The organism is Roseateles aquatilis (assembly GCF_002205645.1).
GTDB classification, from domain to species: Bacteria; Pseudomonadota; Gammaproteobacteria; order Burkholderiales; family Burkholderiaceae_C; genus Roseateles; species Roseateles aquatilis.
The window spans coordinates 248,361-272,805 of the sequence record NZ_NIOF01000006.1 but is presented as its reverse complement, the minus strand read 5'-3'; the positions used below and the strand labels follow the sequence as shown (position 1 = coordinate 272,805).

The 24,445-nt window shown below is 67.1% G+C and carries 21 protein-coding genes; 8 read left to right on the top strand and 13 right to left on the bottom strand.

What is annotated here, in order from left to right; genetic code table 11:
• Positions 1-9 precede the first annotated feature (9 nt).
• From CDN99_RS15495 to CDN99_RS15485, 3 genes are all read left to right on the top strand, one after another.
• The gene (locus tag CDN99_RS15495; RefSeq protein WP_088385759.1) at positions 10-1,905 is read left to right on the top strand and encodes a site-specific integrase; all 1,896 of its coding nucleotides are present in this window, start codon (positions 10-12) and stop codon (positions 1,903-1,905) included.
• Positions 1,898-2,320 (top strand): hypothetical protein, encoded by a 423-nt coding sequence (locus CDN99_RS15490; protein ID WP_088385758.1) that lies wholly within the window; start codon positions 1,898-1,900, stop codon positions 2,318-2,320. The genes CDN99_RS15495 and CDN99_RS15490 overlap by 8 nt, the downstream gene beginning before the upstream one ends.
• A gap of 86 nt (positions 2,321-2,406) precedes the next feature.
• Positions 2,407-2,640: a hypothetical protein gene (locus CDN99_RS15485; protein ID WP_088385757.1), complete on the top strand. Its 234-nt coding sequence runs from the start codon at positions 2,407-2,409 to the stop codon at positions 2,638-2,640.
• Positions 2,641-2,678: 38 nt separating this feature from the next.
• Here CDN99_RS15485 and CDN99_RS15480 read toward each other — a convergent pair whose 3' ends face one another.
• The 5 genes from CDN99_RS15480 to merT all read right to left on the bottom strand — a co-directional run bounded on the left by CDN99_RS15480 (position 2,679) and on the right by merT (position 8,093).
• Entirely contained in the window at positions 2,679-5,159 is a 2,481-nt protein-coding gene (locus CDN99_RS15480; protein WP_088385756.1) for an AAA family ATPase, read from the bottom strand.
• A gap of 138 nt (positions 5,160-5,297) precedes the next feature.
• Entirely contained in the window at positions 5,298-6,980 is a 1,683-nt protein-coding gene (gene merA, locus CDN99_RS15475; protein ID WP_088385755.1) for a mercury(II) reductase, read from the bottom strand.
• Between the two features lie 37 nt (positions 6,981-7,017).
• Entirely contained in the window at positions 7,018-7,425 is a 408-nt protein-coding gene (gene merC / locus CDN99_RS15470) for an organomercurial transporter MerC (protein ID WP_088385754.1), read from the bottom strand.
• Positions 7,426-7,450: 25 nt separating this feature from the next.
• Complete coding sequence (merP, locus tag CDN99_RS15465; protein WP_088385753.1) at positions 7,451-7,729, bottom strand: mercury resistance system periplasmic binding protein MerP; 279 nt, start codon at positions 7,727-7,729, stop codon at positions 7,451-7,453.
• 13 nt (positions 7,730-7,742) lie between these two features.
• Positions 7,743-8,093, bottom strand: coding sequence for a mercuric ion transporter MerT (gene merT / locus CDN99_RS15460; RefSeq protein ID WP_088385752.1), 351 nt, complete (start codon positions 8,091-8,093; stop codon positions 7,743-7,745).
• A gap of 68 nt (positions 8,094-8,161) precedes the next feature.
• Here merT and merR point away from each other — a divergent pair, with 68 nt between their 5' ends.
• Positions 8,162-8,569, top strand: coding sequence for a mercury resistance transcriptional regulator MerR (merR, locus tag CDN99_RS15455; protein WP_054018393.1), 408 nt, complete (start codon positions 8,162-8,164; stop codon positions 8,567-8,569).
• A gap of 36 nt (positions 8,570-8,605) precedes the next feature.
• Here merR and CDN99_RS15450 read toward each other — a convergent pair whose 3' ends face one another.
• A complete protein-coding gene (locus CDN99_RS15450; protein WP_141100804.1) occupies positions 8,606-8,833 on the bottom strand; it encodes a hypothetical protein in 228 nt (75 codons plus the stop codon).
• A gap of 690 nt (positions 8,834-9,523) precedes the next feature.
• On the opposite strand from CDN99_RS15450, the gene CDN99_RS29640 reads away from it, so the two are divergent.
• On the top strand, positions 9,524-11,113 hold the full coding sequence (locus CDN99_RS29640) for a methyl-accepting chemotaxis protein (RefSeq protein WP_088385750.1): 1,590 nt from the start codon (positions 9,524-9,526) through the stop codon (positions 11,111-11,113).
• Between the two features lie 28 nt (positions 11,114-11,141).
• Here the strand turns inward: CDN99_RS29640 and CDN99_RS15440 are convergent, their stop codons facing one another.
• The 6 genes from CDN99_RS15440 to CDN99_RS15415 all read right to left on the bottom strand — a co-directional run bounded on the left by CDN99_RS15440 (position 11,142) and on the right by CDN99_RS15415 (position 19,550).
• Positions 11,142-12,428, bottom strand: a complete 1,287-nt coding sequence (locus CDN99_RS15440; protein WP_238139540.1) for a metallophosphoesterase family protein — start codon at positions 12,426-12,428, stop codon at positions 11,142-11,144.
• Positions 12,429-12,505: 77 nt separating this feature from the next.
• Positions 12,506-13,963 (bottom strand): recombination directionality factor, encoded by a 1,458-nt coding sequence (locus CDN99_RS15435; RefSeq protein ID WP_141100803.1) that lies wholly within the window; start codon positions 13,961-13,963, stop codon positions 12,506-12,508.
• A gap of 50 nt (positions 13,964-14,013) precedes the next feature.
• Positions 14,014-16,140 (bottom strand): ATP-dependent DNA helicase DinG, encoded by a 2,127-nt coding sequence (gene dinG / locus CDN99_RS15430; RefSeq protein WP_088385748.1) that lies wholly within the window; start codon positions 16,138-16,140, stop codon positions 14,014-14,016.
• A 62-nt stretch (positions 16,141-16,202) separates the two neighbouring features.
• The gene (locus CDN99_RS15425; protein WP_088385747.1) at positions 16,203-17,648 is read right to left on the bottom strand and encodes an AbiJ-related protein; all 1,446 of its coding nucleotides are present in this window, start codon (positions 17,646-17,648) and stop codon (positions 16,203-16,205) included.
• A 13-nt stretch (positions 17,649-17,661) separates the two neighbouring features.
• Entirely contained in the window at positions 17,662-19,134 is a 1,473-nt protein-coding gene (locus CDN99_RS15420; RefSeq protein ID WP_088385746.1) for a caspase family protein, read from the bottom strand.
• The gene (locus CDN99_RS15415) at positions 19,131-19,550 is read right to left on the bottom strand and encodes a MerR family transcriptional regulator (protein WP_088385745.1); all 420 of its coding nucleotides are present in this window, start codon (positions 19,548-19,550) and stop codon (positions 19,131-19,133) included. The genes CDN99_RS15420 and CDN99_RS15415 overlap by 4 nt, the downstream gene beginning before the upstream one ends.
• A gap of 82 nt (positions 19,551-19,632) precedes the next feature.
• On the opposite strand from CDN99_RS15415, the gene CDN99_RS15410 reads away from it, so the two are divergent.
• Genes CDN99_RS15410 through CDN99_RS15400 form a run of 3 tightly spaced genes read left to right on the top strand, consistent with a single transcriptional unit; the run spans position 19,633 to position 22,279 of the window.
• The gene (locus CDN99_RS15410; protein ID WP_202820282.1) at positions 19,633-20,622 is read left to right on the top strand and encodes an acetoacetate decarboxylase (ADC); all 990 of its coding nucleotides are present in this window, start codon (positions 19,633-19,635) and stop codon (positions 20,620-20,622) included.
• 44 nt (positions 20,623-20,666) lie between these two features.
• On the top strand, positions 20,667-21,599 hold the full coding sequence (locus tag CDN99_RS15405) for an NAD-dependent epimerase/dehydratase family protein (protein ID WP_088385744.1): 933 nt from the start codon (positions 20,667-20,669) through the stop codon (positions 21,597-21,599).
• The gene (locus CDN99_RS15400; protein ID WP_088385743.1) at positions 21,596-22,279 is read left to right on the top strand and encodes a type 1 glutamine amidotransferase domain-containing protein; all 684 of its coding nucleotides are present in this window, start codon (positions 21,596-21,598) and stop codon (positions 22,277-22,279) included. The genes CDN99_RS15405 and CDN99_RS15400 overlap by 4 nt, the downstream gene beginning before the upstream one ends.
• 52 nt (positions 22,280-22,331) lie before the next feature.
• On the opposite strand, the gene CDN99_RS15395 is transcribed toward CDN99_RS15400, so the two are convergent.
• Entirely contained in the window at positions 22,332-24,440 is a 2,109-nt protein-coding gene (locus tag CDN99_RS15395) for a DEAD/DEAH box helicase (protein ID WP_158218854.1), read from the bottom strand.
• Positions 24,441-24,445: the final 5 nt, after the last annotated feature.

Below are 24,445 nucleotides of genomic sequence, written 5' to 3'. Positions count from 1 at the left end.
GGCTCGACCATGCAGACATCGCGACTCCAGGTTCCGCGTCCCGCCATCGATCCGGCATCTGACGATCGCGCTTGGTTCCTGAAGGACTCGCGCTGGGAGGATCCGGTCTGGCGCTTCGCGCCGACGAACGCGCTCGAGGAGGAACTGCCCGTCAGTCTGGCCTGGGACTTCGCGCTGCAGGAGGGGCGCCACTTCACCGACGCGCGCTACGCGACGCTGCGACAGACCTGCAAGCAACTGGTCGCCCTGATCCGCTGCCGATCGTTGTGCACGGGCCTGCCGCTGCGACCGCGCTCGGTCCTGAACTACTTCTTCTCGCTGCGATTCCTCGTGCGCTGGATGGACCGGGAGGGCCTCAGCCGATTTGCCGAGCTCGACGCGGCAGCCTTGCTGCAGTTTCAGCATTGGCTCGCCGAGCTGCCAACGGCGCGCGGACCGTCGCGGTCTGCGTCCACGGTGCAGCGCCATCTGTACCTGTTCACCTACCTTCATCGCTTCCGCATGGAGCTGGACGACGGCCTGGGATTCGATCCGTTCCCCGGCAGCAACCACCGGCAGGCCGCCGGTGATCGCGAGGGTCTGCGCCGCCCGTGGCCGTCCACCCCTGACGGCGTCGCCGTGCCGCTGGTCCAGGCCGCCGTCGACATCGTCATGCGCGACGCCGGACGGGTTCTGCAGGCGATGGAGACCTACCGCCAGGCGATGGCTGCGACCGCTGGACGCTCTCAAGGCGGCTACGCTCACACCGGCCGGGCCACGCGCAGGTTGAAGCGGGCCAACAGTGCTCTGCCCGAAGTCGAACGGCCGTTGGCGTCGGTGGCGGAGCTTGTCTTGCGGATCGACATGCTCTACGCGGCCTGTTTCGTCGTCCTGTCCTATCTGGTCGGGCCACGGGTCAGCGAGATCCTCCACTTGAAGGCCGGCTGCGTGCAGGAGCGACACGATAGTGGTGCCTGCGTCGATTCCCCGGTCACCGTGATCGTCGGCAGCATCTTCAAGCGTCAGCCGGGATACGACGGCCGGCCTCACGAATGGGTCGCACCGCCCGTGGCCGTTCAGGCGATTACGGTGCTCGAGGCGCTGTCCGCGGAGCATCGCATGGTTTCGGGCCGCCATGAGTTGTGGCTGCGCCGGCGCAGGGGCAACGGTGCGACGGAGTGGTTTCACGCCCGCGCGGATCAGTTGGAGATCGCATCGCCGTCGCGCGTCGCCACGCAGTTGCAGCGCTTCGGCGCGAGACTCGGGCTGACCCATCAGGATCGGCCCTGGAGGCTGACGACCCACCAGGGGCGCAAGACCTTCGCCAGGTTTGCGGCGCTGCGCGACCGCACCTGCCTCTTCGCGCTGAGCCAGCACCTGGGTCATCGCGAGCGTGCGGAGACCGACCACGGTTACGTCGGCTCAGACTATCGCCTCAATCAGGAGATCGACGCCGAGATCCTGCAGCAGTCCATGGCGGCTTGGGAGCACATGCTGTCCGCCCCGGGCCTCGGCGGCCGCGCAGGCATCGAGATCGTGGCCAAGCGCCCTCGTTTCAGGGGCAGCCGCTTGAAGCAGGACCTCAAGAGCTACGCGCGCCTACTGGTCGACGCGGGCCTGGTGCTCGGCGTGTGCGACTGGGGTTTCTGCGTCTACCGCGAAGAACACAGCGCCTGCCTCGGCAACGCCGCCGGGCCGAACCCGGCGCGACGCGAACCTTCGACCTGCGCGCGCTGCAGGAACTTCGTGGTCTCGCCGCAGCATCGGACCTACTGGCTCGAGCAGGCGCGACGTTGCGAGTCGCTGCTGAACGAACCCGCTCTGCCGCGGCAAACGCTGCGCATCGTCCGCGAGCGCCTGAACGAGGCCCATACCCTGCTTCGGACGCTCGACGCGGGAAGCGCCGAGGAGAACAGCCATGCGTGAGGTCAAGGTCGACGCCGACAGCCGGTCCACGGCGCAGCGGCTTCAGGACGCGTTGGCCACCTTGGTTCGCACGCCAAGCACCGGCGTCGCGGTGCAGCCGCTCACCGCGACGACCCTGTGTCAGATCGCCGGGATCTCCCGCAATGCGCTGTACCGGTACCACCCCGAGGCCTTGAAGGCGCTGCACGAGGCGCAGCGGAACGCACGCGACCCGTCAGGCGCCCCTGCACGTCAGGCGAAGCTGCTTCGCCGGGAGAACCGCGAGTTGCGCGAGCAGTTGGACAAGTTGGCCGCGCTCGTCGATCACTACTTCGCGGCTTGGCAGGACGCTCACCTCATGCTCGAACGGCGAGAGCGAGAACTGGCCGAGCTGCGCCGCGCCGCCGGCCCGCACGTGGTTTCGATGCGCCGCTGAGCCGCGGGCCAAGTCTTGACCTTGACACAGGAGCAAGGTCTAAGCTGCGAAGGACAGGGGCACAGGTGCCCCGCTGGAGGTCTGCGATGACATGCGCCCTCATGTCGGACCTCGCTCTCGCGCGAGCGCTGTTGCGGCTCTACAAGCTGGCCATGATCGCCGGACGCCCCGGTGTCACCGATCACCTGCTGCGCGCCCTGGAGGAACTCGCCCGAAGCGAGCCGGCATGCGAGCCGATACTCGACCAAGCGTACCTGTGGGGCCTTGGTGCGCGGGTCGGTGTCGCACAGCCGCGCATGCCAGGGTCCGGCACGCAGTGACCAGCGCTGTCGGCGCCGGGCTCGCGCCACGACCGCGACTACGCCATTGACACGCCGCGATCGACATCGCACGCATCCGCCTTCAGCGCGTCGACGTCGATCACGGCATCCGCCATCGCCGTCAGCTCGGGCGTCTGCGAGATGAAGTACTCACGCTCATAGCCACCCAGGCGCAGGACTTCCCTCTTCATCGCCATGAACATGCGCTTGCGCTGCGGATCCAGCGCGCCGTCCGCCTCGTCGGTGAACAGGGTCGTGTATCGGCGTCCCGTGTTTCGGGCCAGGTACAGCGCGATCGCCCGGGTCAGGCAAAGCTCCACCAACGTCCGCTCGCCCCCGCTCATCATGCCGACGCTCTTGCTGTCGCCGGTATCGCCGTCGTGGACGACGATGTCGAAGCCCTCCTTCTGCTCGCCCTTGGCCGTCTCCAGCAAGGTTCGGATGGACACCGTGAAGCGCGGCCCGTAGCAGGCCAGCAGCAGGTCATTTGCCAGCGCCGACAGCGCAGGTCCCGCATCGTCGATCGCCAGAGCGATCAGCCCGTCATTGCTCATGCAACGGGCGAAGAGGTTCCAGTTGCCCAGCTCATCCTCGACTCGAGCGCAGCGCGCGCGCAGGCTTTCGCCGCGTTCGCCCAGCCGGGCCGACTGCTTGGAGACCTCCTCGAGCTGCTGCGACTCACGCACCGCCGTGAGCATTGCCCGCTCCGCCGCAGCGAGGGCCTCCCGCGCGGTAGCCAGCGCACGGGCTGCGCGCGCGGCCTGCTGCTCGTCGAAGGCGGGCGGCAGCGTTGCGAGCGCCTGATCCAGGCGCGCCAGCGCCGCTTCGGTCTGCCCGGCCTGCTGATCCCTTTGCCCCTCGATCGCCTTTCGTGCCGCCGCGATCTGTTGGCGCTCCGCACGTTCGTCGATGGTCTCGGCAGCGGCGCCCTCACTAGCCTGCAGCCCCAGCGCCTGAAGTTCCTGCTCGATCTCGACCAGGGTCGCCTGCGCCTGCGCGCACGCCTGGGCCTTCGAACGCACGACCGACAAGCGGTTCGCCCGCTCGCGTGCGACGGCCTCGCGGACCTCGGCCCGCGCCAGGGCGTGCGGCGCGCCGGCCAGTGCCCCGCAACGCCGGCGGGCATCGATAAGTTCCCGCTGGACCTCGGACTTCTCGCTCACCAGACGGGCGACCTGGGCCTGGGCGTTGGGGATCAGCACCTGCGCCTCGCGCGCGTCAGCGAGCAACTTGCAACGCCCCTGCAGGTCCGTGCCGGCGCAGGGCACCTCGCCGGTCAGTCCGAACCGGCGCGCGAGTTCCTCAGCCTTCAGCACGGCTCGACCCGCATCCCGTTCGATGGCGGCGGCGCGCTGCTCCGCGAGGCGCACCGCCCCTTGGCAATGCGTCAGCTGATGGACCTGCTCGCGGCAGGCGAGCGTGCGTGCGCCGCGCAGCGCCTGCACACGTTGCGCCAGCGGCAGGCGCCTTTCGGCGCGACGCACCGCGCCGGCCTCGGCGAGCGCCGCAAGGCATCGCTGCCGGGATTGGGTCAAGGCCTGGCGCCGCGAACGTTCCTGCTGCAGCCGATTGGCGACCCGCTGATCGAGGCGCTCCAGCCGCTGGTGCTCGGCCCGTTCCTGAACATCGAGCGCGCTCAGCGCTTGTGCCGCGCCTGCCAGGTTGGATTGCCGTTCGGCCATGAGCTGTGCCCGCCGGGCATCGGTGGCTCGCGACTGCTCGCGTTCGACCACCACGCGGGCATGCCCCGTCTGGGCGGCCTCCAGGGCAGACTGCGTTGACCTCTTCGCGCGATCGGCCGCCGACACGCGATCGCCGGCGCCGTCGAGTTTTCGGCGCGCCGCCTCGAGGTGTTGATCCTCCGCGTCGACCCCGGCGAGTTCCTGACGCAGTGTTGCCAGCCCAGCTTTCAGCAGGCGGGCGGTCTCCGCCGCCTTCTGGCCCAGCGCCCGGATCTCCTCCTGCCCCAGCAGGTCGGCCAGCAGCGTCTTGATCTCGGCGTTGCGATAGGTGCTGAGCTGGCGCTTGCCCTGGGCTGCGAACACAGAGGTGAAGAAGGTTTCTGCACTGCCGCAGATGCTCTCCACACAGCGCGTGTACGTCTCGACCCGGCCATCCGAGATGGTCCCATCCTCGAGCGTCACGGGGGACCAGCGTCCGCCATCATCGAGCGTGAGCAGGAATGCCTCAGTGCGTCGCCGGCCACTGACTCGAATGACGATCTGCGAGCGATAGCACCGCCCTTCGTGCGCCCAGGTCAGGTCCTTCAGGCTCTCCGGCAGATAGACGTGCTCGTAGTACGAGAAGCCGCCGGGTGCCGACATCGAGGCACGACTTTGGAGGCCGAGATAGGGCACGAGATTGTCCATGATCGTGCTCTTGCCGCTGCCGTTCGGGCCCGCGATGGCGATCAGTTCTGCACCGTCGGCAAGGCGCTCCAGGTCAAGCGTGATCTCGTCGAGACCCAGGCCGTCGCGGATGCCGCGGAAGCCCTTGAGGGTGAGTCGGAGTGGCTGCATGGCATGCCTCGGAGTTGGTCTCCGATCAGGCTCGCATGGCCGGCGACGCTTTCAACGGTCGTCAGTCGCGACCCTTCACGCGCTTGGCCGCAAGGCGGCGATGCGCCGCGCAGTTCCTTGTTCAAGTCCAGCTGAAGCTCAGCCGGCGCAGCACGACAGTTGCTTCACATCCTTCGTGAAGGTCTGCGCCGCAAGCTTCAGGGCTTCGACCATCGTCAGGTACGGGAACAACTGGTCGGCCAGATCGTGCACGGTCATGCCGGCACGGATGGCGATGGCGGCGGTCTGGATGAGTTCCCCCGCTTCGGCGGCGACCGCCTGCACGCCCAGCAGCCGGCCGGTACCGGCTTCGGCCACCAGCTTGATGAAGCCGCGCGTGTCGAAGTTGACCAGCGCACGCGGCACGTTGTCGAGCGTCAACGTGCGGCTGTCGGTTTCGATCCCCGCTTGGCGCGCTTCAGCTTCGCTGAGACCGACCGTCGCGACCTGCGGATCGGTGAACACGACGGCCGGCATCGCGCTCAGGTCCAGCGCCGCGTCGCCGCCGGCCATGTTGATCGCCGCCCGCGTGCCCGCGGCGGCCGCGACGTACACGAACTGGGGCTGGGTGGTGCAGTCGCCTGCGGCATAGATGTTCGGCGCACTGGTGCGCATGTGATCGTCGACCACGATGGCGCCTTGCTCGTCCACCTTCACGCCGGCGGCTTCGAGGTTGAGCCCGCGCGTGTTCGGCGTGCGGCCCGTGGCCACCAGCAGCCGCTCGGCATGCAGCTCGCCATGATTCGTCGTCAGCACGAATTCGCCACCGGCATGCGCAACGCGGCTGGCTTGCGTCTGCTCGAGCACTTCGACGCCTTCGTCGCGGAACGCGGCGGTGAGCGCCTCGCCGATGGCCACGTCCTCGCGGAAGAACAGCTTGTTGCGCGCGAGGATCGTGACCTGGCTGCCGAGACGCGCAAATGCCTGTGCGAGTTCCACCGCGACGACGGACGAACCGATCACCGCCAGCCGCGGCGGAATCTCGCTGCTGGCCAGCGCTTCGGTCGAAGTCCAGAACGGCGTATCGGCAAGGCCTGGAATCCGCGGCACCGCCGCACTGGCGCCAGTGGCCAACAGGCAGCGGTCGAACGCCACGACCTGCTCGCCCCTGTCGCGCAGCACCACCGTCAACGACCGAGCGTCTGTGAAGCGCGCCGTGCCGTGCACCACTGTGATGGCCGGGCTGCCCTGCAGGATGCTCTCGTACTTGCCGTGGCGCAGTTCGTCCACCCGCGCCTGCTGCTGGGCGAGCAGGCGGTCGCGCAGGATGGTCGGCTCGGCAGCGGACACCCCGGCGTCGAACGGGCTGCGCCGCCGCAGGTGCGCGACGTGCGCAGCACGGATCATGATCTTGGACGGCACGCAGCCGACATTGACGCAGGTGCCGCCGGTCGTGCCGCGTTCGATGAGCGTGACCCGCGCGCCGCGCTCGGCCGATTCGAGCGCGGCGGCCATCGCGGCACCGCCGCTGCCGATGACGGCGACGTGCAGCACCTCGCCGCCGCGTGCCTTCTGACCACTGCCGAGCCAACTGCGCGCCCTTTCGAAGAAGCCGTCGCGCGACGGACCGGACGCAGCCTCGGGGACGCGCGCGCGATAGCCGGCTGCGGCCACGGCCGACACGAGTGCCGCCACGGGTGTGTCAGGGGCGAGCGTGAGGCGTGCGGTTCCCTTGGGGTAGGACACCTGCGCCGAACGCACACCAGGCACCTTCTCCAGGGCCTGGCGAACGTGCGTGGCGCACGACTCGCACGTCATGCCGCTGATCGCGAGTTCGGTCATCGGGTTACCTTCCGCCGGCAGCCGCAGCGTGATAGCTTCAGGCGTGCTTGGGCGGGACTTCGCAGCCGTCCGGCCCGCAGCGCCGGTTCGCCGGCGAGACGAAGTCCCACACCGACACCGCGACCATCGTCGCGAGGCCCACGTAGAGCAGCTTTTCGGCCACGGTGAAGCTGGCGACCAGCACGATGGCCGGACCGATCATGCCGAGCACGCTGCGTTGCCACTGGCGGTGGCTGAACCAGCCGAGTGCGTTGGCGAGCAGCGCCAGCGCCGCGAACAGCGGCAGCAGCACGGTGACGAACACGGCCTCAAACTGGCTCAGGAAGCCGAGCCCGAGTGCTGCGCCGAGGCTGGCCAGGGCCGGGAAGCAAGCCCCGCAACCCATCGCCGACACGATGCTGCCCAGCGCTCCGGCCTTGTCCGCGACGCGCGTCATGACGCTCATGATGGCCTCCTCGATCGCTGCGGCGTCAGCGCTTGACGGTGGACGGATAGCCCGCGTTCTCGGTCGCCTGGGTCAGCTTCTGCACGCTGGCCTTGGCGTCATCGAAGGTCACGACGGCCTGGCGCTTCTCGTAGCTCACGTCGACTTTGCTCACGCCATCGACCTTCGAGATCGCCTTCTTCACGGTAATCGGGCACGCCGCGCAGGTCATGCCCGGCACGTCCAGCGTCACGGTCTGCGGCGCCGCCTGGATGGCGGCCGCGCCGGACATGGCGAGGGCGGCGATGATGATCAGCTTCTTCATGGAGCACTCCTGGTCAATAGAACAGCGGCAACACGTAGGGGAAGGCGAGCGCGATCAGCACCAGCGCGGCCACGATCCAGAACACGGCCTTGTAGGTGGACCGAACCTGCGGAATCGCGCACGCCTGACCCGGTTTGCATTGCTGAGCAGGCCGATAGATGCGGCGCCACGCGAAGCCCATGGCGACGAGCGCCACGCCGATGAACAACGGCCGATAGGGCTCCAGCGCCGTGAGGTTGCCGATCCACGCGCCGCTGAAGCCCAGGGTCACCAGCACCAACGGGCCCAGGCAGCACGCGGAAGCCAGGATCGCGGCGAGTCCGCCGCCGACGAGCGCGCCGCGCCCGGTCTGCGATTCCGTCATGCACTTTCCTCGGTCGGAGAGACGATGGCGTAAGCTTATTTCCGTACTCATGTACGGAGTCAAGCGGCATGGACAGCGATCAGCAGGGACTGACGATTGGGGCCGTCGCCAAGGCGGCCGGGGTCAACGTGGAGACGGTGCGCTTCTACCAGCGCCGCGCGCTGCTGCCCGAACCCGACAAGCCCTACGGCCGCATTCGGCGCTATGAGGCGAAGGACGTCGCACGGGTGCGGTTCGTGAAGGCCGCACAGCGCCTGGGCTTCAGCCTCGACGAGGTTGCGGGCTTGCTGAGACTGGACGACGGCACGCACTGTGACGAGGCGAGAAAGCTCGCTGAAGCAAAGCTCGCTGACGTGCGCCAGAAGCTGAAGGATCTGCGGCGGATCGAGTCGGCGCTGGCTGGCCTCGTTCGCGACTGCTGCACGAGGCGGGGCAAGCTTTCATGCCCATTGATTGCCACCCTGCAGCGGCAGTGAGACGCCGCGTCTTGGCCCACTGTTGACACAGTGAATTCAACATAAGGGGTGCAGGTTGTCCATCAGCGTCGTCTTGCCGCGCCCGTTGGTGCCACCGATCGCGACCAGCGCTGCGTCGCCGGTGATGGCATCCAGATCGAGGTCCAGGGTCTCGCGGCCCAGGCCGCTCCGGATGCCCTTGAACCCGGTCAACACGATGGAGTGCGGCACATAACCTTGGCCGCGCATGGGGGCGACCGGACATTCGGAAGCGGCGTCTTGCATTTTTCTCTCCACAGGCCGCGACGTGGCCCAGCGAAAGCATGGTCGCGCGCGGGAGCGCGTGATCAAGGTTCGGCATCTGGTGGCACATACGCCCGGCGGATGCCTTCCGGCCCGCGCGAACGAACGCCAGCCGCGCGACCTCGAATCCTTCACGACAAAGGGCGTTCCGCGTGGCCTCATCCGAAGACCAGCGTACCGAAGCTGCTTCTGCTTTATCGCCTTGATGCACGCCCCATTCCGCGCGGATCCGGCGGAGTCCATATAACAGCGCGGTTGTCGGGAAAGAGTTTTCGACGCGTATTACTGCGGACGACCAGATCGGAAAAGGCCGAACCAGTCCGGAGCCCATCGAGCCGAGAAAAGGGTGTTGAGCGGCGCCGGCAGGTGCACGGCGACGTTGCATTTCGGCCAGCGCCGCCTGCAGCCGTTGCGCCGCCGCGACGCACTCCAACGCGGCAGTCTGGCCCGTGCCGTGGCGTCCACGGATGCAGCCGACAGGCACGAGACAGGCCTGTAGGCAGTTTCCCGTGGCGGTTCCCCTCGAATTCTGCACACCGACTCGCGGACCCAGTCTCTTCAGCTTGGGCAACAGCCACCGAAAATGATTGTGACTGGCCCCGACCGCTCTGCGGGCCATCGCGTGGGGACAAGCAGAGCGCCCGTCAACAACAACACTCAACGCAGGAAGCCATGTCTACTCGTACCCCCTGGAAAGTTCGCACCAAACTCACGCTTGCGTTTGGTGGACTGGCGCTGCTGGTGTTCATGGTCGCAGCGCTGTCGCTGCTGTCGCTTCGCCAAGCCGCGGAAGGCTTCGCTACCTACATCAGCGGCATCAACACACGCGCGACCGTTGTCGGCCACGTGCTGGCGGCCGTCGACGCGCGCGCGATCTCCGCACGCAATCTCGTGCTGGTCACCAAGCCGGAAGACCGGGAGGCAGAGAACCGCAGCGTGGCCTCAGCACACGAGGCGGTCCAGCGCGAGCTGTCGCGGTTGGAGTCGATGTCCCACGGCGCTGATGTCTCGCCCGAAGCCCAGGCACTGATCGCCGAGCTCGTCCGCATCGAGAAGCAGTACGGGCAGGTGGCGCTATCGATCGTCGACCTCGCCACCAAGGGCCAGCACGAAGCCGCAGTGACCAAGATGAACGACGAGTGCCGGCCCTTGCTGGCATCCCTGGTCAAGGTCGGCGAGAACTATCGCAAGCTCACTGAAGCGCGCGCAGCCGCGATGGTCGAAGCGTCGGCGGAGCACATGAAGCAGCAGCGCACGATCCTGATGATCGCGTGCGGTGTCGCCGTAGTGCTGGCCATCGCAGCCGGTGTGCTCATCACGCGCAGCCTCGGGCGCGCGCTTGGTGCGGAACCTGATGCGCTGAGCCTTGCGGCCGAGAAGGTCGCTGCTGGCGACCTGAGCCCCGTGGCCGGCGTTGCAACGGCCCCGAAAGGCAGCGTGCTGGCTTCCCTGGGCTCCATGCAGGCCAGCTTGGCCGACATCGCCACCCAGGTACGCGACTCTTCCGACGCCATCGCGACCGGCACGCAACAGATCTCGTCAGGCAACACCGACCTCAGTCAGCGAACGGAAGAACAAGCCAGCGCGCTGCAGCAGACCGCGGCCACGATGGACGAGTTGGGCGCCACCGTCCGCAACAACGCCGACAGCGCACGCCGGGCCAATCAGCTGGCCGGCGAGGCCTGCGAAATCGCGACCCGAGGCGGCGGCGTCGTGGACGATGTCGTCTCGATGATGAAGGGCATCAGCACGAGCTCCGCTCGGATTGCCGACATCATCGGCGTGATCGACGGCATCGCCTTCCAGACCAACATCCTCGCCTTGAACGCCGCCGTCGAAGCCGCTCGAGCCGGCGAGGAAGGCCGTGGCTTCGCGGTCGTAGCCGGTGAAGTTCGAACACTCGCGCAACGCAGCGCGCACGCCGCGAAGGAGATCAAGCAGTTGATCACCTCCAGCGTCGAACAGGTCGAACAGGGCACCACGCTTGTCGACCGTGCGGGCAGCACGATGGACGAAGTGGTGTCATCGGTGCGCCAGGTCAGCACACTCGTCTCCGAGATCAGCGCCGCCAGCTCCGAACAGAGCACCGGCGTCGGCCAGGTTGGTGATGCGGTGTCGCAGATCGATCAGGTCACGCAGCAGAATGCGGCCCTGGTCGAGGAGTGTGCCGCCGCCGCAGACAGCCTGAAACGCCAGGCGCAGGGCCTCGTGCAGGCGGTTGCCGTGTTTCGCATCGGTGGCCGGACGCTGGCGACGACATGAAGCTCGCCGACCGGACGATGTATTCGACTCACGTTCCGAATAGGTCGAACTCCGGCTGCTGAGTCTCGCGCAGCGGTGCTGCAGGCCGGTCCTCAGCCGCCTTGGGGACCGCCAGCAAATCTGCGGCGATAGCCGCAGGCTCACCACCGCCCAAGGCGGCCAGGCGCTCCAGAACCGGCAGCGGTTCAACGTTGCTGACTTCGCACCACGCCGTGACCTTGGCCTCCAGACTGGCGCAGCGGGAGATACCGGCTGCACGGCTGCGCACGACAGGGATCATGCGGCCCTCCAGTTGGACATCGGCCGCGCCTTCGAGTAATCGGCAGATGGCGTCGCGGTCCACGTCATGACGGTCCTCGTCGGCGACCACCCAACGCACCCGGATGTGGGCGCCCTGCAGGCCCTGCTCTGCCACCGCCGCCTGAATGCGGCCGAGGTCGGGCTTGCCTTCGAAGAACAGGTCCACCGTTCGACGCGATGGCGTCGGGACCAGTTCGAGTGTCGCGCTCGCCGCCCCCACCTGCCATGCCACGAAGCCCTTTTCGCCCAGTTCGCCGTGGTGGAACCTGCCGATCGATCCGGCATAGCCCACAAGGCGGCCATCTTTCTCCCAGTGCTGGTGCCGGTGGATATGGCCCAGCATGAAGGCCTGCGCCTGCGCGGAGAGGAGCGACGCGACAGTGAACTCGTGATCGAACCCCGCCATCGGGACGCCATGCTCGGTCACGCAACCCGACACGGTGCCATGTGAGACGCCAATGGTGGGCACGCCGGCCGCACGCGCCTGCTGGTTGACCTGGCCATAGCCGGCCAGCAGCGCAGCAAGTTCACGCCCCTGCGCCTCGGCCGCCTCACTGGCCCCCGCGACCGCTGCCACCGCAGCCTTGTTGACGGTGGGCACACAGGTGAACAGCGCCAGCGAGCCCGGCGCCGCACCGTCGAATCGCCAGCCATCGGAGGCGGTCCATCGCCCGCTGGCGCTCAGCGACACCTGGGAAATGCGGTCGGCGACGTGGATGGGATGGCGTCCGCCGAGCAGCGGGAAGATCGCCAGCGTCCCCGGTGGCTCATGGGAGAACGTGCCTTGCAGCATCAGGACTGGACAGTGGTTAGCCAGTTGCAGCACTCGGCGCGCCAACGCCACCACGGCCGGGCTGTGTACGTCTAGTGCGTGATCGGTGGCGTCGCCCGAGATCACCGCGACATCGATCCCCCGCTGGATGGCTGCTTCCACCGCGAATCCGAAGCAGCGGTCCGCCTCTTCCAGGTTTTTCTCGCAGTAATGCAGGTCCGAGAAATGGCCTACCTTGATCATGCCGTGCTCCTTGGCTGAGGGCCGCTAGGCCCGGTATGCATGCATCGTCTCGCCGCGGGCCCGGCTGTCAACGCGCTTCACGAGAACACTTCCAGCTCGCCCCGGACCTTCTCCTGGAAACCGTTCGGATCATCCGCGAAGGCCGACACGTCATCCAGCGCCCGCTTGCGGCCGCCCGCGGCGAGCTTCCACCCCCTGCCCCAGCGTTTCTCGGCGTACGCCTCGAAGCGTTGTGGATCGACGCCCAGCGCGGCTGCCGCGTCGATGATCCATTGCAGATCTCGGGCATGGTCCACAACGACTGCCGCAGCCTCGTCTCGCGCTCGCGCGGCGCTTGCACTGCCCTTTCGATCAGCGCGCACTGCCGGGCTGGCGGCAGGTGGTGCAGCAGGCTCGACGCGCACCGCTGACGGCACCGAGTCGCTGCGGGGCTGGCTTGCAGGAACCTCCTCCAGGTCGATGACCTGCGCACCGCGCTCCCGATGGGCAACGGGGCCGTCGGCGTCCTCAGTGGGCCCACCCGACTCGCCAGCGAGCAGGTTGGCCGCCTCGGCGGCGCGCATCTCCAGGGCCTCCAGCCCATCGTCGGGGCGAAGGAGCGACGTCACGTCGATGGGCGCCTCCAGTTCGATCAACCATTGCGCGACGCGAGTTGGCCGGCCCTCCTCGTCGATACGGGACACTTCTACCAGGCGCTTGCTGATGAAGAACGGCGTGCGCTGGCCGTCCAGAAAGCCGGAGATGCGCCCGCCGCGCATGAAGGCGATCGTCGTGAACTTCTCGATCGCAGCCTGCATGGCGTAGAAGCTGTTCGTCGGCAGGTCGATGGCGCTGAGCGACTTGATGCCGGGGATGAAGAAGATGAATCGCCCCGTCAGGTTGCACTTGCGCTGCTGGTACTCCGGGCAGCTCTCGGGGTCGCACAGCCCGCCGTTCTCTGCGCGAAGCACGGTCTTGCGTCCGCCGAAGATGCGGATCGTGCGGCGGCCGCTGGCGTCCACGGGCACCGCTTCGTGCGTCTTGCAGTAGCGCGTCTGCCCATCTTCGGCGTACTCGGACCAGAAGCGCCGTTCGCTCGCCGTCCAGGTCACCAGTTCGTGGGGCATCACGCTTTGCCAGGCATCGGCCGGAAACACCACCGGGAACCGGTAAAGCCGGCGCACGCCGTCGCCGCGATCCTCGGCATAAAGCGACATGATCTGACGTGCCACCTCGGGATTGGGGAAGTCCTCGCCACGCACGGTGAAATACGGGACGTTCTTGGGCGTGAGCGGATTCTTGAGCGTCGAGCAACGCTGGACGATCTCGCGTTCGATCGCCTCGAAGCCCTGGCCCTGGGACACACCGGCGTCGTAGATGGCACGCGCCTCCGGCACTTCCGCAGCCTTGCGGGTCAACACCTTGATGCCGGCCCGGATGCGCCCGCCCACCGGGATGCGCATCGCCGACTGGCCAAGCAGGGTCGGCACCGCCAGCGCTGCGCCCGCGCGAGCCGTCAACTGCGTGCCGACCGCGGCTCCATTCATTGCTGCCATGGCGTTCTCCTTGATTACTGATGAAGATGTCCTGCATCCATGCTCCAGCGTCAGCGCTGTTCATCAAGGTCTTCAGGCAGGGGTTCGATGACCACTTCGAAGTCCTGCAGCCCACGCATCAATAGGCTGCCCCAACGCTTGGTGACCAGCCTGCGATCCAGGACCGTCGCCGTGCCGTAGTCTTCGGTCGTTCGCAGCAAGCGCCCCAGGCCCTGCTTGAAGCGCACGGCGGTCTCCGGGAGGGTAAGTTCCATGAACGAAGAGCGCCCCTGCGATTCGACCCATTCCCGGCGCGCTTCCTCGAGCGGGCTGTCGGGCACCGAGAACGGCAGCTTGGCCCAGACGACGTGGGTGCAGTAGGCGCGCGGCAGATCGACGCCCTCGGCCATGCTTTGCAGGCCGAACAGCACAGAGCGGCCGCCACGGTCGACGGCTGCGCGGTGGCGGGCCAGCATTTCCATCTTCGGCATCGTTCCCTGCAGCAGCGTGATGCGCCGCAGCGCTTCCGGCATCGCACCGTAGACCGCGCGCATCTGGCGGCCCGACGCGAAGAGGACCAGCGTGCCCTGCGTGCGCAGCAACCCGGGCATGCGCTCCACGACTTCGCTCGTGTGTACTTCAGCATCGCCGGGATCCGCGCGCATCGCCGGGATCACCAGCCGCGCGTTGCGCCGGTAGTCGAACGGCGAGTCCACGCGCAGCAGCTTCAGCGCCTTGAACACGGCCAGTCCGGACTGGCGCAGGAACAGATCAAACGTCCCGCATGAAGTGAGCGTCGCCGACATCAACACGGCGGCGCTGGCGCGGCTCCAGAGCAGCTTCTGCAGGCGATCGCTGCCACTGACGGGCGCCGCGCACACGAGATAGTCCTGTGCCCCGGCGGCGTCCTCGTGCAGTTCAATCCATCGCGCCACCGGCGATGCGCCCTCGGCGTCCCGCGCCAGCATGAGTTCCCAGGTCGCGACCAGGTTCTCGAGCCTGCCGACGTAGAAGCCCATGGACGACAGCAGGCGGGTGACCAGCGCGCCATCCGTGGGCGCGCGCTCCAGCAGGCCCTCGCGCAGTTGCACGAAGGTCTTCGCCAGCGACAGGGCAGCGTCTTGCACGGTGCCGCCGCCGGCCTGCATCCAGTCGGGCAGGCGCCCTCCCTTAAAACGGCGCGCCTTCTTCTCGCCGAAGGCCTGCATCGCGTGCAAGCGCTGCCACAGGCCCTCCAGTGAAGCCACCGCCGGCTCGATACAGGTCCGTGCATCGTGCAGCAGCGTGTCCGGCAGGCGCATCGCCAACACGATGTCCCGGACCACCTCGACCGCATCGGTGAGCCACTCCTGCGCTCCGCGCAACCCGTGGCGCACGGACAGATGCTCGACGGCCTTCGCAGCCAGGCTGTGGGCCTCGTCGATGACATACATGGCCTCGTCGGGCGCCGGCAGGACGCTGCCGACCTCCATCCCGAGGGCAGACAGCACCAGGTCATGGTTCGCGATCACAAGATCCGCGTCCTTGACGCGCTGCCGGGCGGCGTAGAACGGGCACCGGGCGAACTCCGCGCAGCGGCTGCCCAGGCAGCCCTGCCGGTCGGTCGTCAAGTCGCTCCAGACCTCGTCGGCGACCGGCACTGCCAACTCGTCCCTGTCCCCATTCCAGCGTTGGGTCTCGAAGTCCCGTGCCAGCGCCAGCATGATGGTCCGGCGTCGGCGCTCCGGCGCCGTTTCGTCCACGACCGTTCCGTCGGCCAGGTCCTGCTCCTGCAATTTGGCCTCGGCCGCCGCCTCGACCAGCTTGGCCACGCAGGCATAGCGCCGGCGCCCCTTGGCCACCGCGTAGCGGAAATCGAAGGGCAGCAGGTCCTGGAGCGCAGGCGCATCTTTCTCGGCGTACTGGTGCTGCAGCGCTACGGTGGAGCTGGACACCACAAGGCGCCGGCCGCGGGCGCGCGCGAGCACCAGCGCCGGCACCAACGCTCCGAAGGATTTGCCGGTGCCCGTGCCTGCTTCGATCACGGCGATGTGCCGACCGTCACCTGCGGGCTGGTCGGCATCGCGGCAGGCTGCCAGCGCGGCTGCAGCCGTGGCGATCATCTCCAGCTGAGGCCGACGCGACCGGAAGCCCTCGATGCCATCACGCAGCGCATCCACGCACGCGCGGATGAGGGATTTCTCGTCGTCGGTGACCATGACCCCAGGCTAGGGCTCATGGGCCTCGGCTCAACTGCCCGGTCCCGTAGCGGCCTGAACGGTCAGCGAACGTCGTGACGTGCCATCAGCCTGTCGAAGAAGTCGGCAACCGTCTGCTGAGACTGCGACCCGACCTTGCGCTGCTCAAGATCAACGTCCATGAACTCGTGCGCCCCGAAGCGGTAGACCTCGTACCCCGCGAGCCGCAGGCGGCGATCCTCTGCCGCCATTTCCGCGTAGCGCTGCGCGCTCGCGAAGTAGCGCTCCGGCGACCCGCCATCGGCGACACCATAGTGATGCCGCCCGTCGATCTCGATCACGACGCGCACACCCTGCTCCAGCAGCATCAGGAAGTCCATGCGCTGACGCGCAAGGAACTGCTCGTCGCCCCGTTGGCGCCGGGTGTAGGGGTCGTAGTGCAAGTAGACCTGGGGGACCAACGCCGGCAGCCGGTCGCCGAGCTTGGCGCCATAGCGTTCGTAATAGCCTTGGAACACCGCCAGTTCCCCAGGCGACCGAGCCGCGAGAACCGCCTGCCGCAGCCGCCGGTACAACTGCTCCTTGGCGCTCTCGGCCGCATCGATGCCATGGAGTTCGCCGTACCAGTCTCGCAAGTCCTTCCACAGCAGTTGGCCGGAACTCGGCAATGACCGGTCGAAGATCAAGACCTTGTCAGCGTTCTTGACGATCTCGACGTCATTGTTGATCGCGTCTCGGAACAGCAGTTCAGGCTTCTCACCTATCGACGCGAAGATCAGGTTCTTCATCGTGCCCGCCACGCCCGCTTGCGCCCGCACGACGCCGTAGACCGCGTAGCCCGACTCGACATCGGTGGGCCGGACTATGAAGCCGTCGCGGCGCAACGCCGTGCTGATGGCCGCAGCGACATCACCCTGCTCTGCGTCACGGCGCGCGACGGGATGCAGCAACTTCGCCAGCAACGCAAAGAAGCGGGTCTGACTGCAGCTGAGCGCACCGCACTCGATCAGAAGTTGCTCATGCGACCAATCCGTCTCGTTGTGAACGTAGTGCTGCAGGATCTGCCCATGCAGGCTGCGCCGCCCGAGCAGCCCGCCCGGATCGTCCTGAATGCGCGAGGTGCCGAAAACCTCGCTGAGCGTCTCGATCAGCGGCAACTCGCCGAACAGCGACGGCAACCGGTCGAGGACCTTGAGCACGTCGCGCCTGACCAACTCGCTCACACGATGCTCCGCATGCAAGCTCATCTCGCTGACCGTGTCGGCCAGTTCCTCGGAGGCGTACTCGCGCAGCACGCGCGTGGCCAGCGAGAGCAGGTCCGCCTCGCTCCATGTCAGGATGCGCTTGCGGACGTACAGGCGCTTGCCGCGAAAGGCCTCCTGCTCATCCCCGGCTTCCACGGCGGGCTGGATGCCCAGGCTCACGCAGGCGGCCGACACTTCGTGTGCCTTGGCTTCGGCAACTGCCGACGCGATCTGCTCCCGCAAGGTGTCCAGAGGGATGGCGGGAGTGGACTTGGCTCCGGGCATCGGCCTTGGCGCCTCAACGCTTGCGCGCGGTCCAACCACGCGGGAACGCAATCGTCTCTCGGCCGTTGGGCTTGAACGATGCGTAGTTGATCTTCAGCAGATGCGGTGGCACCAGCATCTGCTCGGACAGTTGCTGCTCGAACTCGTCCAGGTCCAGCGTCTCCATCCTGGGCTTCTCGCCCGGCTCGGGCGCATAGTCCTCGTCCTCGAGCCAAAGGACGCTCGCGCCGTCGCAATGCACCGTCTCCAGGACATGGTGGTGCCCCGTCTTGGCCGAGGGACGCGTCGCGACGTCGATGGCCACCTCGTGGCGCTTGCCCGGGATCGAGTAGAAGCGTGCAGCCTCGGGCAGCAGGCACTCGGCGATGAAATCGAAGCTGGGCGCCAGTTCCTTGTGGCGCTGCAGCGCGAACAGCGGTTCGAACTGGCGCAGCTTGAATTCCTTGCGCAATTTGCCGTTGGCATCGAAAAAGGCTTCAAACAGCATCCCGTCAAGCAAGGCCTTGCGCTTGGGCTCCTTGATTCCGCTGCTGCGGCTTGCGAAGTCGCGCAGGTAGCCCAGCGCCGAGTGCGAACCGCCGCAAGCTGCTTGGTAGAGGTTGCGCCCGACCACGAACAGCGCGTCGAGGGAAGCCCTGTTCGCCACCTCGGCGGTGAACCCGTCGACCGCGGGGTTCTGGCGCGGCCAGGTCAGGCTTTTGAGTTCGCGGATCAGGCGGTGCGAGGCCTTGGCCTCGTCCAGCACGAACAGGCCGTCGCTTAGTGAGGTCTCGGCATACAGGTCGATGCGCAGCCCGAGGCTGAGGTTGAAGAAGAACTCGCCGGCCAGCGACGTGTGTTCCCACGAGATCTGTTTGCCTTTGGTGGCGGCGCTGAGCGTGTTGCGCACGCGCTTGAACATGGTTTCGATCGAACAGTCCGGCGTGGCCAGGTGCGTCAGCAGCGCGGCCGTGTAGGCGCCGTTGCGGCCGCGCCCGTCGCTGGCGGTCTGTCCGGGAGAGGTCGCGTAGGCAATGAGCGTGCCGCGCGGCGCATACACGGGCGCGAGGCCGCGCGACTCGATCGCGCGCGTCCAGGCGCGCTCGAAGGGGTTGTTGCGGCACGCGTCCAGAACCACGATGCTCGTGGAACAGCCAGACTTCTCCATCACCTCGATAACGCGGTTCAGGGGCAGCGACGAGTGCTTGGCGGTGATTTCGTCGGTCGCGTCGGTATCGACGGCGGCCAGGTAGTTCTCGCCGTCGATCTGCATGCCGTGGCCAGCGAAGAAGAACAGGCCGACGTCGCTGTCCTTGAGCACGCGCTGGAACTTCTTCAAAGTGCGGTCCATGCCGGCGTGGTCGCTATCCAGGCAGCGGATCACGGTGAAGCCGCACGACTCGAGCTTCGCACCCACGTCCCCGGCGTCGTTGACAGGGTTCTTCAACGCGTCGACGGCCTCGTACGCGGCGTTCCCGATCACCAGGGCATTCAGGCGGCGGCTCATCGTTCAGTGCCAGCGCCTTCGCGCAATTGCTGCAAGACCCACAGCGGGCGCTCCTCGCAAGGCATCTCGTCGGGGCGGTTCGTCACGCTCTCGATGGCTTTGAGAAGCTGAGCACGGCTATGCGTCAAGCGCTGCTGCAGCCGGTCGATCTCCGCGACCTTCTGCTGGAGGCTCTCCAGCAGAGCGTCGTGTTGCCAGGCTGCGTGCGGGTCAGGCAGCAGGCTCCGGATTTCGTCCAGGGAGAACCCGACGCGCTGGGCACTCGCAATGATCTCCAGCATCCACAGCGCCTCCGGCCCGTAGTGCCGGTAGCCGTTGCCCTCCCGCTCGACGGCGCGGAGCAAACCGCTCTTTTCATAGAAGCGGATGCTGGAGGCCGTCAGGCCTGTGCGCTTGGCCAACTCGCCGATCTTCATGCGCCTTTCCACCCCCCTTGACATCAAACATAACTTTAACCTTAGAGTTCTCACAGCGTCAATTCGCCTCAAGGTGCCGTTCATGATTTCCAAAGTTGTTGCAGTCGCGGCCAGCGCCGCCATCGGCTTGTTCGGGAGCGCGTCCCACGCCGGCGACGTGGCCACTGCCAAGGCGCAACCCGAGCTCACCACCATCCGCATCGCCGGCCAGGACGTTCCCGTCGTCAACGGCGGGCTCTACGACCGTTTCCGCTCCAACCCGCCGCTGTCGGTGATCGCGGCGGAGACGCCGGAGGTCGACCTCAGCTGGTTCCGGCAACTGAAGAAGGAGCGCGTGGACATCGGCTTCGAGTCCTACTCACCGAACTTCTATTACAAGAACAGCAGGGTCACGGCCATCTTCACGGCCGACCTCGACAAGCTCAGAGAACTGATGCCGGCCAAGGTCCTGGAGCAGGTGCAGCCGCTGCAGGTCTGGCCCGGCCGCGGGCTCGTCGCGCTGACCGCTTACAGCTACCGCTATTGCGACAACGACAGCTACGAAGAGATTGGCCTGTCGGTCGTCACCAACAAGCCGGGCTCTGCCAGCTTCGGCCCTTTCACGCTGCTGCGGCAGTCGATGTCGGACGACTTCTGGGGCTATGTGCTCAAGCTGCCCGTAAACACGGAACTGGCCCGCGTGCGCGGTGTGGTGGGCTACAACCTGCCGAAGTGGCTGACGGACATCCACTTCAGGGAGACCGACAGCGCGGTCGTCGTCGAGATCTTCGACAGCGCGACCCGGCAGCTCGACGTCACGCTGGAGACCCGCAAGCTCGGCGACCTCTCCAGCGAGGAATCGATGGTCAGGAACAGCTTCACCAACGTCGACCGGCAGGGTCAGCTCACGACGGGCTATTCGGTCTCGCGCCAGCTCAGCCATGCCAGCAGCTCCAGCGCCGACTCGGTGAAGCTCACGCTGACCGACGGCAGCTTGTCGGCGTACATCAAGGCACTGAAACTCGGGAAGCTGGTGAAGTACGAGTACGTGCCGTTGTTCCAGGGCGCGCTCTACGCGCCCAAGCCGCTGTGATGAGCGCGGCGGCTCCGCACTCGCCAACAAATCGAGGATCAGGGATGCAGACCATTCTGGGCGCCACCGGGCAGATCGCGGTTGAGCTTGCACGCGAGCTGCGGCGCACATACACCGGCGACCTGCGGCTCGTGAGCCGCAATCCGCGCAAGGTCAACGACACCGACACGCTCGTACCTGCGGACCTGCTCGACGCCCGGCAGGCCGCGGCGGCTGTCGCAGGCAGCAGCATCGTCTACTTCACCGCTGGCCTGCCGCCCGACACGGCGCTGTGGGAGGCCCAGTTCCCCGTGATGCTGCGGAATGCCCTTGAGGCCACGCGCGCGGCGGGTGCCAAGTTCGTCTACTTCGACAACACCTACATGTACCCGCAGGACGATCGCGTGCTGACCGAGGACGCGCCGTTCGAGCCGGTCGGCCGCAAAGGCAGGGTGCGCGCGGCCATGGCCTCGACCGTGCTGCAGGAGATGGCGCGCGGCGACATCCCTGTGCTCATCGGCCGGGCCCCCGAGTTCTTTGGACCGGGCAAGACGCAGAGCATCACGAACACCCTCGTCATCGACGCGCTCAAGGCTGGCAAGACGGCACGCGTGCCGGTGCGAGACGACACGCGGCGCACGTTGATCTGGACGCCCGATGCCAGCCGCTCGCTGGCCGCCCTGGGCAATACGCCCGACGCCTTCGGCCAGAGCTGGCACCTGCCCTGCGACGACGACCGCTTGACGTACGAGCAGTTCGTTGTGCTGGCCTCCGAGGTTTTCGGCGTGCCACCGTCCTACAAAGTGCTCGGCAAATGGACGATGACGGCAGCCGGCCTCGTCTCGAAGCAGGTGCGGGAGTTGCGCGAACTGCTGCCCAGGTACGAGAAGGACAACCTCTTCGATTCCTCCAAGTTCAAGCGCCGCTTTCCGGAATTCCAGGTGACGTCCTATCGCCGCGGGCTCGAACTGATCCGGCAGGAAGGGATGACACCATGACCCGCCGGATACTGCTCGTAGTCACCAACGTCTCCCATTTCGACGACGCCGCGGAGCCCACAGGCCTGTGGCTGTCGGAGCTCACCCATGCCTACGACCTGTTCGCCGCGAAGGGCTACGACCAGCGGCTGGTGAGCCCCAAGGGAGGAAGGTCGCCGCTGGAGCCCCGTTCACTCAAATGGCCCAACGCCGATGCCTCGGCCAAGCGCTGGCTGGCAGACCCGGCCTGCATGGCGCTGCTCGCCAACACCGCCCGGCCCGCCGACATCGACGCGAAGGACTTCGACGCGATCTACTTCACCGGCGGCCATGCGGTGATGTACGACTTCCTCGCCGACGAGGGCCTCCAGCGCCTCACCCGCGACATCTACGAGCGCGGCGGCGTGGTCGCATCCGTGTGCCATGGGTACTGCGGTCTCCTGAATACCCGGCTATCCGACGGCTCGCTGTTGATCGCAGGACGTCGGCTCACGGGCTTTACCTGGACCGAGGAGATCCTGGCCGGCGTCGCGAAGCTGGTGCCGTACAACGCCCAAGAGGAGGCCAGTCGCCGGGGAGCTTGCTTCGAAAAGGCCTGGCTGCCGTTTCTCCCGAAGGCAGTGGTGGATGGTCGCCTGGTGACCGGCCAGAACCCGCAATCGGCCAAGGCCACGGCCCAGCGGGTTTGCGAGCTGCTGTAAGGGGCGATGAGCGCCGCACATGACTTGCGGCGCCTTCGCCGTTCGGTGCAGCTCATGCTGCAGCGCTGACGCCCTCCTTCATCCATCCAAGCATGGAAAGAAACCGGTTCTCCTGCGCCGACACGCGCGCCTGAAGGATGGGGCTCAATAGGCCCTTGCCCTCGGGTCTGTAGGGCGGCGCTTCCTCTTCGATGACCTCGAACCCCTTCTTGCGGATGGCGTCGACGCGACCAGCGAAGCGCTCGAACCGCTCCTCGCGCGTCATCAAGATGCAGTGATAGAGCGCGCGCTCGGAATGCATCAACCGGCCCAGGCGCTGCAGGCTCTGGATACGCGAGCCGAACAGCCCCGAGTGATCCACCGTCACCTGGCAGTGCGGCACGCTGATGCCGGCATCGCCGACGCGTGAGAGCACCATGCTCTTGGCGGCGCGCACCATGCGAAGCTTGTTCTTGGTCTGGCTGTGGATGAATGGGATGCCGTAACGAAGCTCCAGCTCGCGGCCGTCCTCGATGGCTTCGCAGAGCACGACGACCGAGTCGTGCCGGCGCAGCAGTTCCCCGACGACCTGGTGCTTGTGCTCGCGGTTCTCCACCAGCAGGACCTTGACGGGAATGCGCTTGACCACCCCCCTGTCCATCTGTTCGCCCCAATCGTCACCGACCAGCGCGCCCGTCATCCTCGAGACGAAGACACCGCGACCGTCACATCGCAGGTCCGGCGTTGCCGACAAGCCGATGCGGTATTGGGTTCTGGCGAAGGCATGACGGTGTGCGAGCGCAGCCGGCAGCCGGTGCACCTCGTCGAAGCAGCCGACCACCCAGCTCCCGTCCAGCTTGGCCCGCGTCTGGTAGCTGTAGATCTCGATCACGCAGCGCTCGCGCCCTTCCCGGTCGAACACGGTGACCAGGTCCTTGGACGGCTTGTAGCGGTGCGCGACCTCGACGCGCGGCGCCAGGGCCGACAGCTTCTCAATCCACTGCTCGCGCAGTAGCTGCGTATCGACCATGAGCAGATGACGGCCCGCGATGCGGGTCATCGCCGTCATGCCCAGCGTGCTCTTGCCGAAGCTCATTGCGTGTGCGGCGGTCATGGAGCCGGTGCGCACGAAGCTCGCGAGCGCGCGCTCCTGATCGGGCCTCAACTCCAGGTCAAGGATGTTGTCCAGAAGAACATGGGGGGCGACGGGCCGGGGCTGGACCAGGCTGAGGCCCGCATCCAGCAGCTTCTCGAAGGCCTGGATCGACCTGGCCGCGCGCCGGCCTGCGCTGAAGAGTGCCGCCAGGATGTCACGGTCGCTCACGACGCCTCCCGCCGCGTCGTGCAGCTTTCCGTCACGCCAACGCAGTCCCAGTTTGCGGGCCTGGATGTCGATGACCTCGTCGCTGCCAGGATCGAGATCCGTGAAGATGCCGTCATCGGCATAACGCGACACTTGGCAGCCGCAGCGAGGGCAGCATGGCGACGCGTACAAAGGCGCCCAGAACGAGGTGCCGCCCTCATCCGCGCATGAGCGTTGACGGAATGAGTGCACGCGCATCGCCATCGCGGCAGGTCCGTGGGTCACGGTGCGCCCCAAGGGCGTGGGCTTCACCTGCTCACGCCATGATGCAGAACGGCACACGACCCGCTTCCACAACGGCGGCTCCGCCAGTCGATGAAGCTCGAGCGCGGCGACCGTCGCCTGTGGCGCGCGCCGGTAGTCGTAGATCTCGGGATGGTCGCCAAGCAGCGCGCGCACGGCGTTGAGGGTGACGTACGTGATGGGCACGGCGCCGTTGCGCCGCCCGCGCTGCCGAGCCTTGAGCCAGCCGCGCGCGATGAACTCCTGCCACTGCCGGTGATCGATTTGCGTGAGCCCCTCCAGGTCCCGGATCGTCAGCTCGTCGCCGTCGTAGCGTGAAATGCCGATGCGCTTGCGGCGCAGGTTGACGGAGGTGAAGCTGCGCCCCAGGGCTGAGGCCACCGCGTCGCCGGACATCTTGTGCCAATTGGCTTCCAGGAACCTATCCTCCTCGGGGGTCCAGGCCCGGCGGTCCTTGGTGGTCGTGTAGCCGCCGCGCTTCGCGGCATTGATGATCGTGTGGCGCTTGACGCCCGGCCGGAGGGCCGACCAGTGCGCCAGCAACGCGTCGATGCAGGCCGTCGTGCCGTCGAACACGGCGG

Coding starts and splice junctions, on each gene's coding strand:
- CDN99_RS15450 (WP_141100804.1), bottom strand. CDS start 8,833: ATGCAAGACGCCGCTTCCGAATGTCCGGTCGCCCCCATGCGCGGCCAA.
- CDN99_RS15495 (WP_088385759.1), top strand. CDS start 10: ATGCAGACATCGCGACTCCAGGTTCCGCGTCCCGCCATCGATCCGGCA.
- merR (WP_054018393.1), top strand. CDS start 8,162: ATGGACAGCGATCAGCAGGGACTGACGATTGGGGCCGTCGCCAAGGCG.
- merT (WP_088385752.1), bottom strand. CDS start 8,093: ATGACGGAATCGCAGACCGGGCGCGGCGCGCTCGTCGGCGGCGGACTC.
- CDN99_RS15425 (WP_088385747.1), bottom strand. CDS start 17,648: ATGCCCGGAGCCAAGTCCACTCCCGCCATCCCTCTGGACACCTTGCGG.
- CDN99_RS15400 (WP_088385743.1), top strand. CDS start 21,596: ATGACCCGCCGGATACTGCTCGTAGTCACCAACGTCTCCCATTTCGAC.
- CDN99_RS15485 (WP_088385757.1), top strand. CDS start 2,407: ATGACATGCGCCCTCATGTCGGACCTCGCTCTCGCGCGAGCGCTGTTG.
- CDN99_RS15405 (WP_088385744.1), top strand. CDS start 20,667: ATGCAGACCATTCTGGGCGCCACCGGGCAGATCGCGGTTGAGCTTGCA.
- CDN99_RS15410 (WP_202820282.1), top strand. CDS start 19,633: ATGATTTCCAAAGTTGTTGCAGTCGCGGCCAGCGCCGCCATCGGCTTG.
- merA (WP_088385755.1), bottom strand. CDS start 6,980: ATGACCGAACTCGCGATCAGCGGCATGACGTGCGAGTCGTGCGCCACG.
- CDN99_RS15420 (WP_088385746.1), bottom strand. CDS start 19,134: ATGAGCCGCCGCCTGAATGCCCTGGTGATCGGGAACGCCGCGTACGAG.
- CDN99_RS29640 (WP_088385750.1), top strand. CDS start 9,524: ATGTCTACTCGTACCCCCTGGAAAGTTCGCACCAAACTCACGCTTGCG.
- CDN99_RS15490 (WP_088385758.1), top strand. CDS start 1,898: ATGCGTGAGGTCAAGGTCGACGCCGACAGCCGGTCCACGGCGCAGCGG.
- dinG (WP_088385748.1), bottom strand. CDS start 16,140: ATGGTCACCGACGACGAGAAATCCCTCATCCGCGCGTGCGTGGATGCG.
- CDN99_RS15435 (WP_141100803.1), bottom strand. CDS start 13,963: ATGGCAGCAATGAATGGAGCCGCGGTCGGCACGCAGTTGACGGCTCGC.
- CDN99_RS15480 (WP_088385756.1), bottom strand. CDS start 5,159: ATGCAGCCACTCCGACTCACCCTCAAGGGCTTCCGCGGCATCCGCGAC.
- CDN99_RS15440 (WP_238139540.1), bottom strand. CDS start 12,428: ATGATCAAGGTAGGCCATTTCTCGGACCTGCATTACTGCGAGAAAAAC.
- merP (WP_088385753.1), bottom strand. CDS start 7,729: ATGAAGAAGCTGATCATCATCGCCGCCCTCGCCATGTCCGGCGCGGCC.
- CDN99_RS15415 (WP_088385745.1), bottom strand. CDS start 19,550: ATGAAGATCGGCGAGTTGGCCAAGCGCACAGGCCTGACGGCCTCCAGC.
- merC (WP_088385754.1), bottom strand. CDS start 7,425: ATGAGCGTCATGACGCGCGTCGCGGACAAGGCCGGAGCGCTGGGCAGC.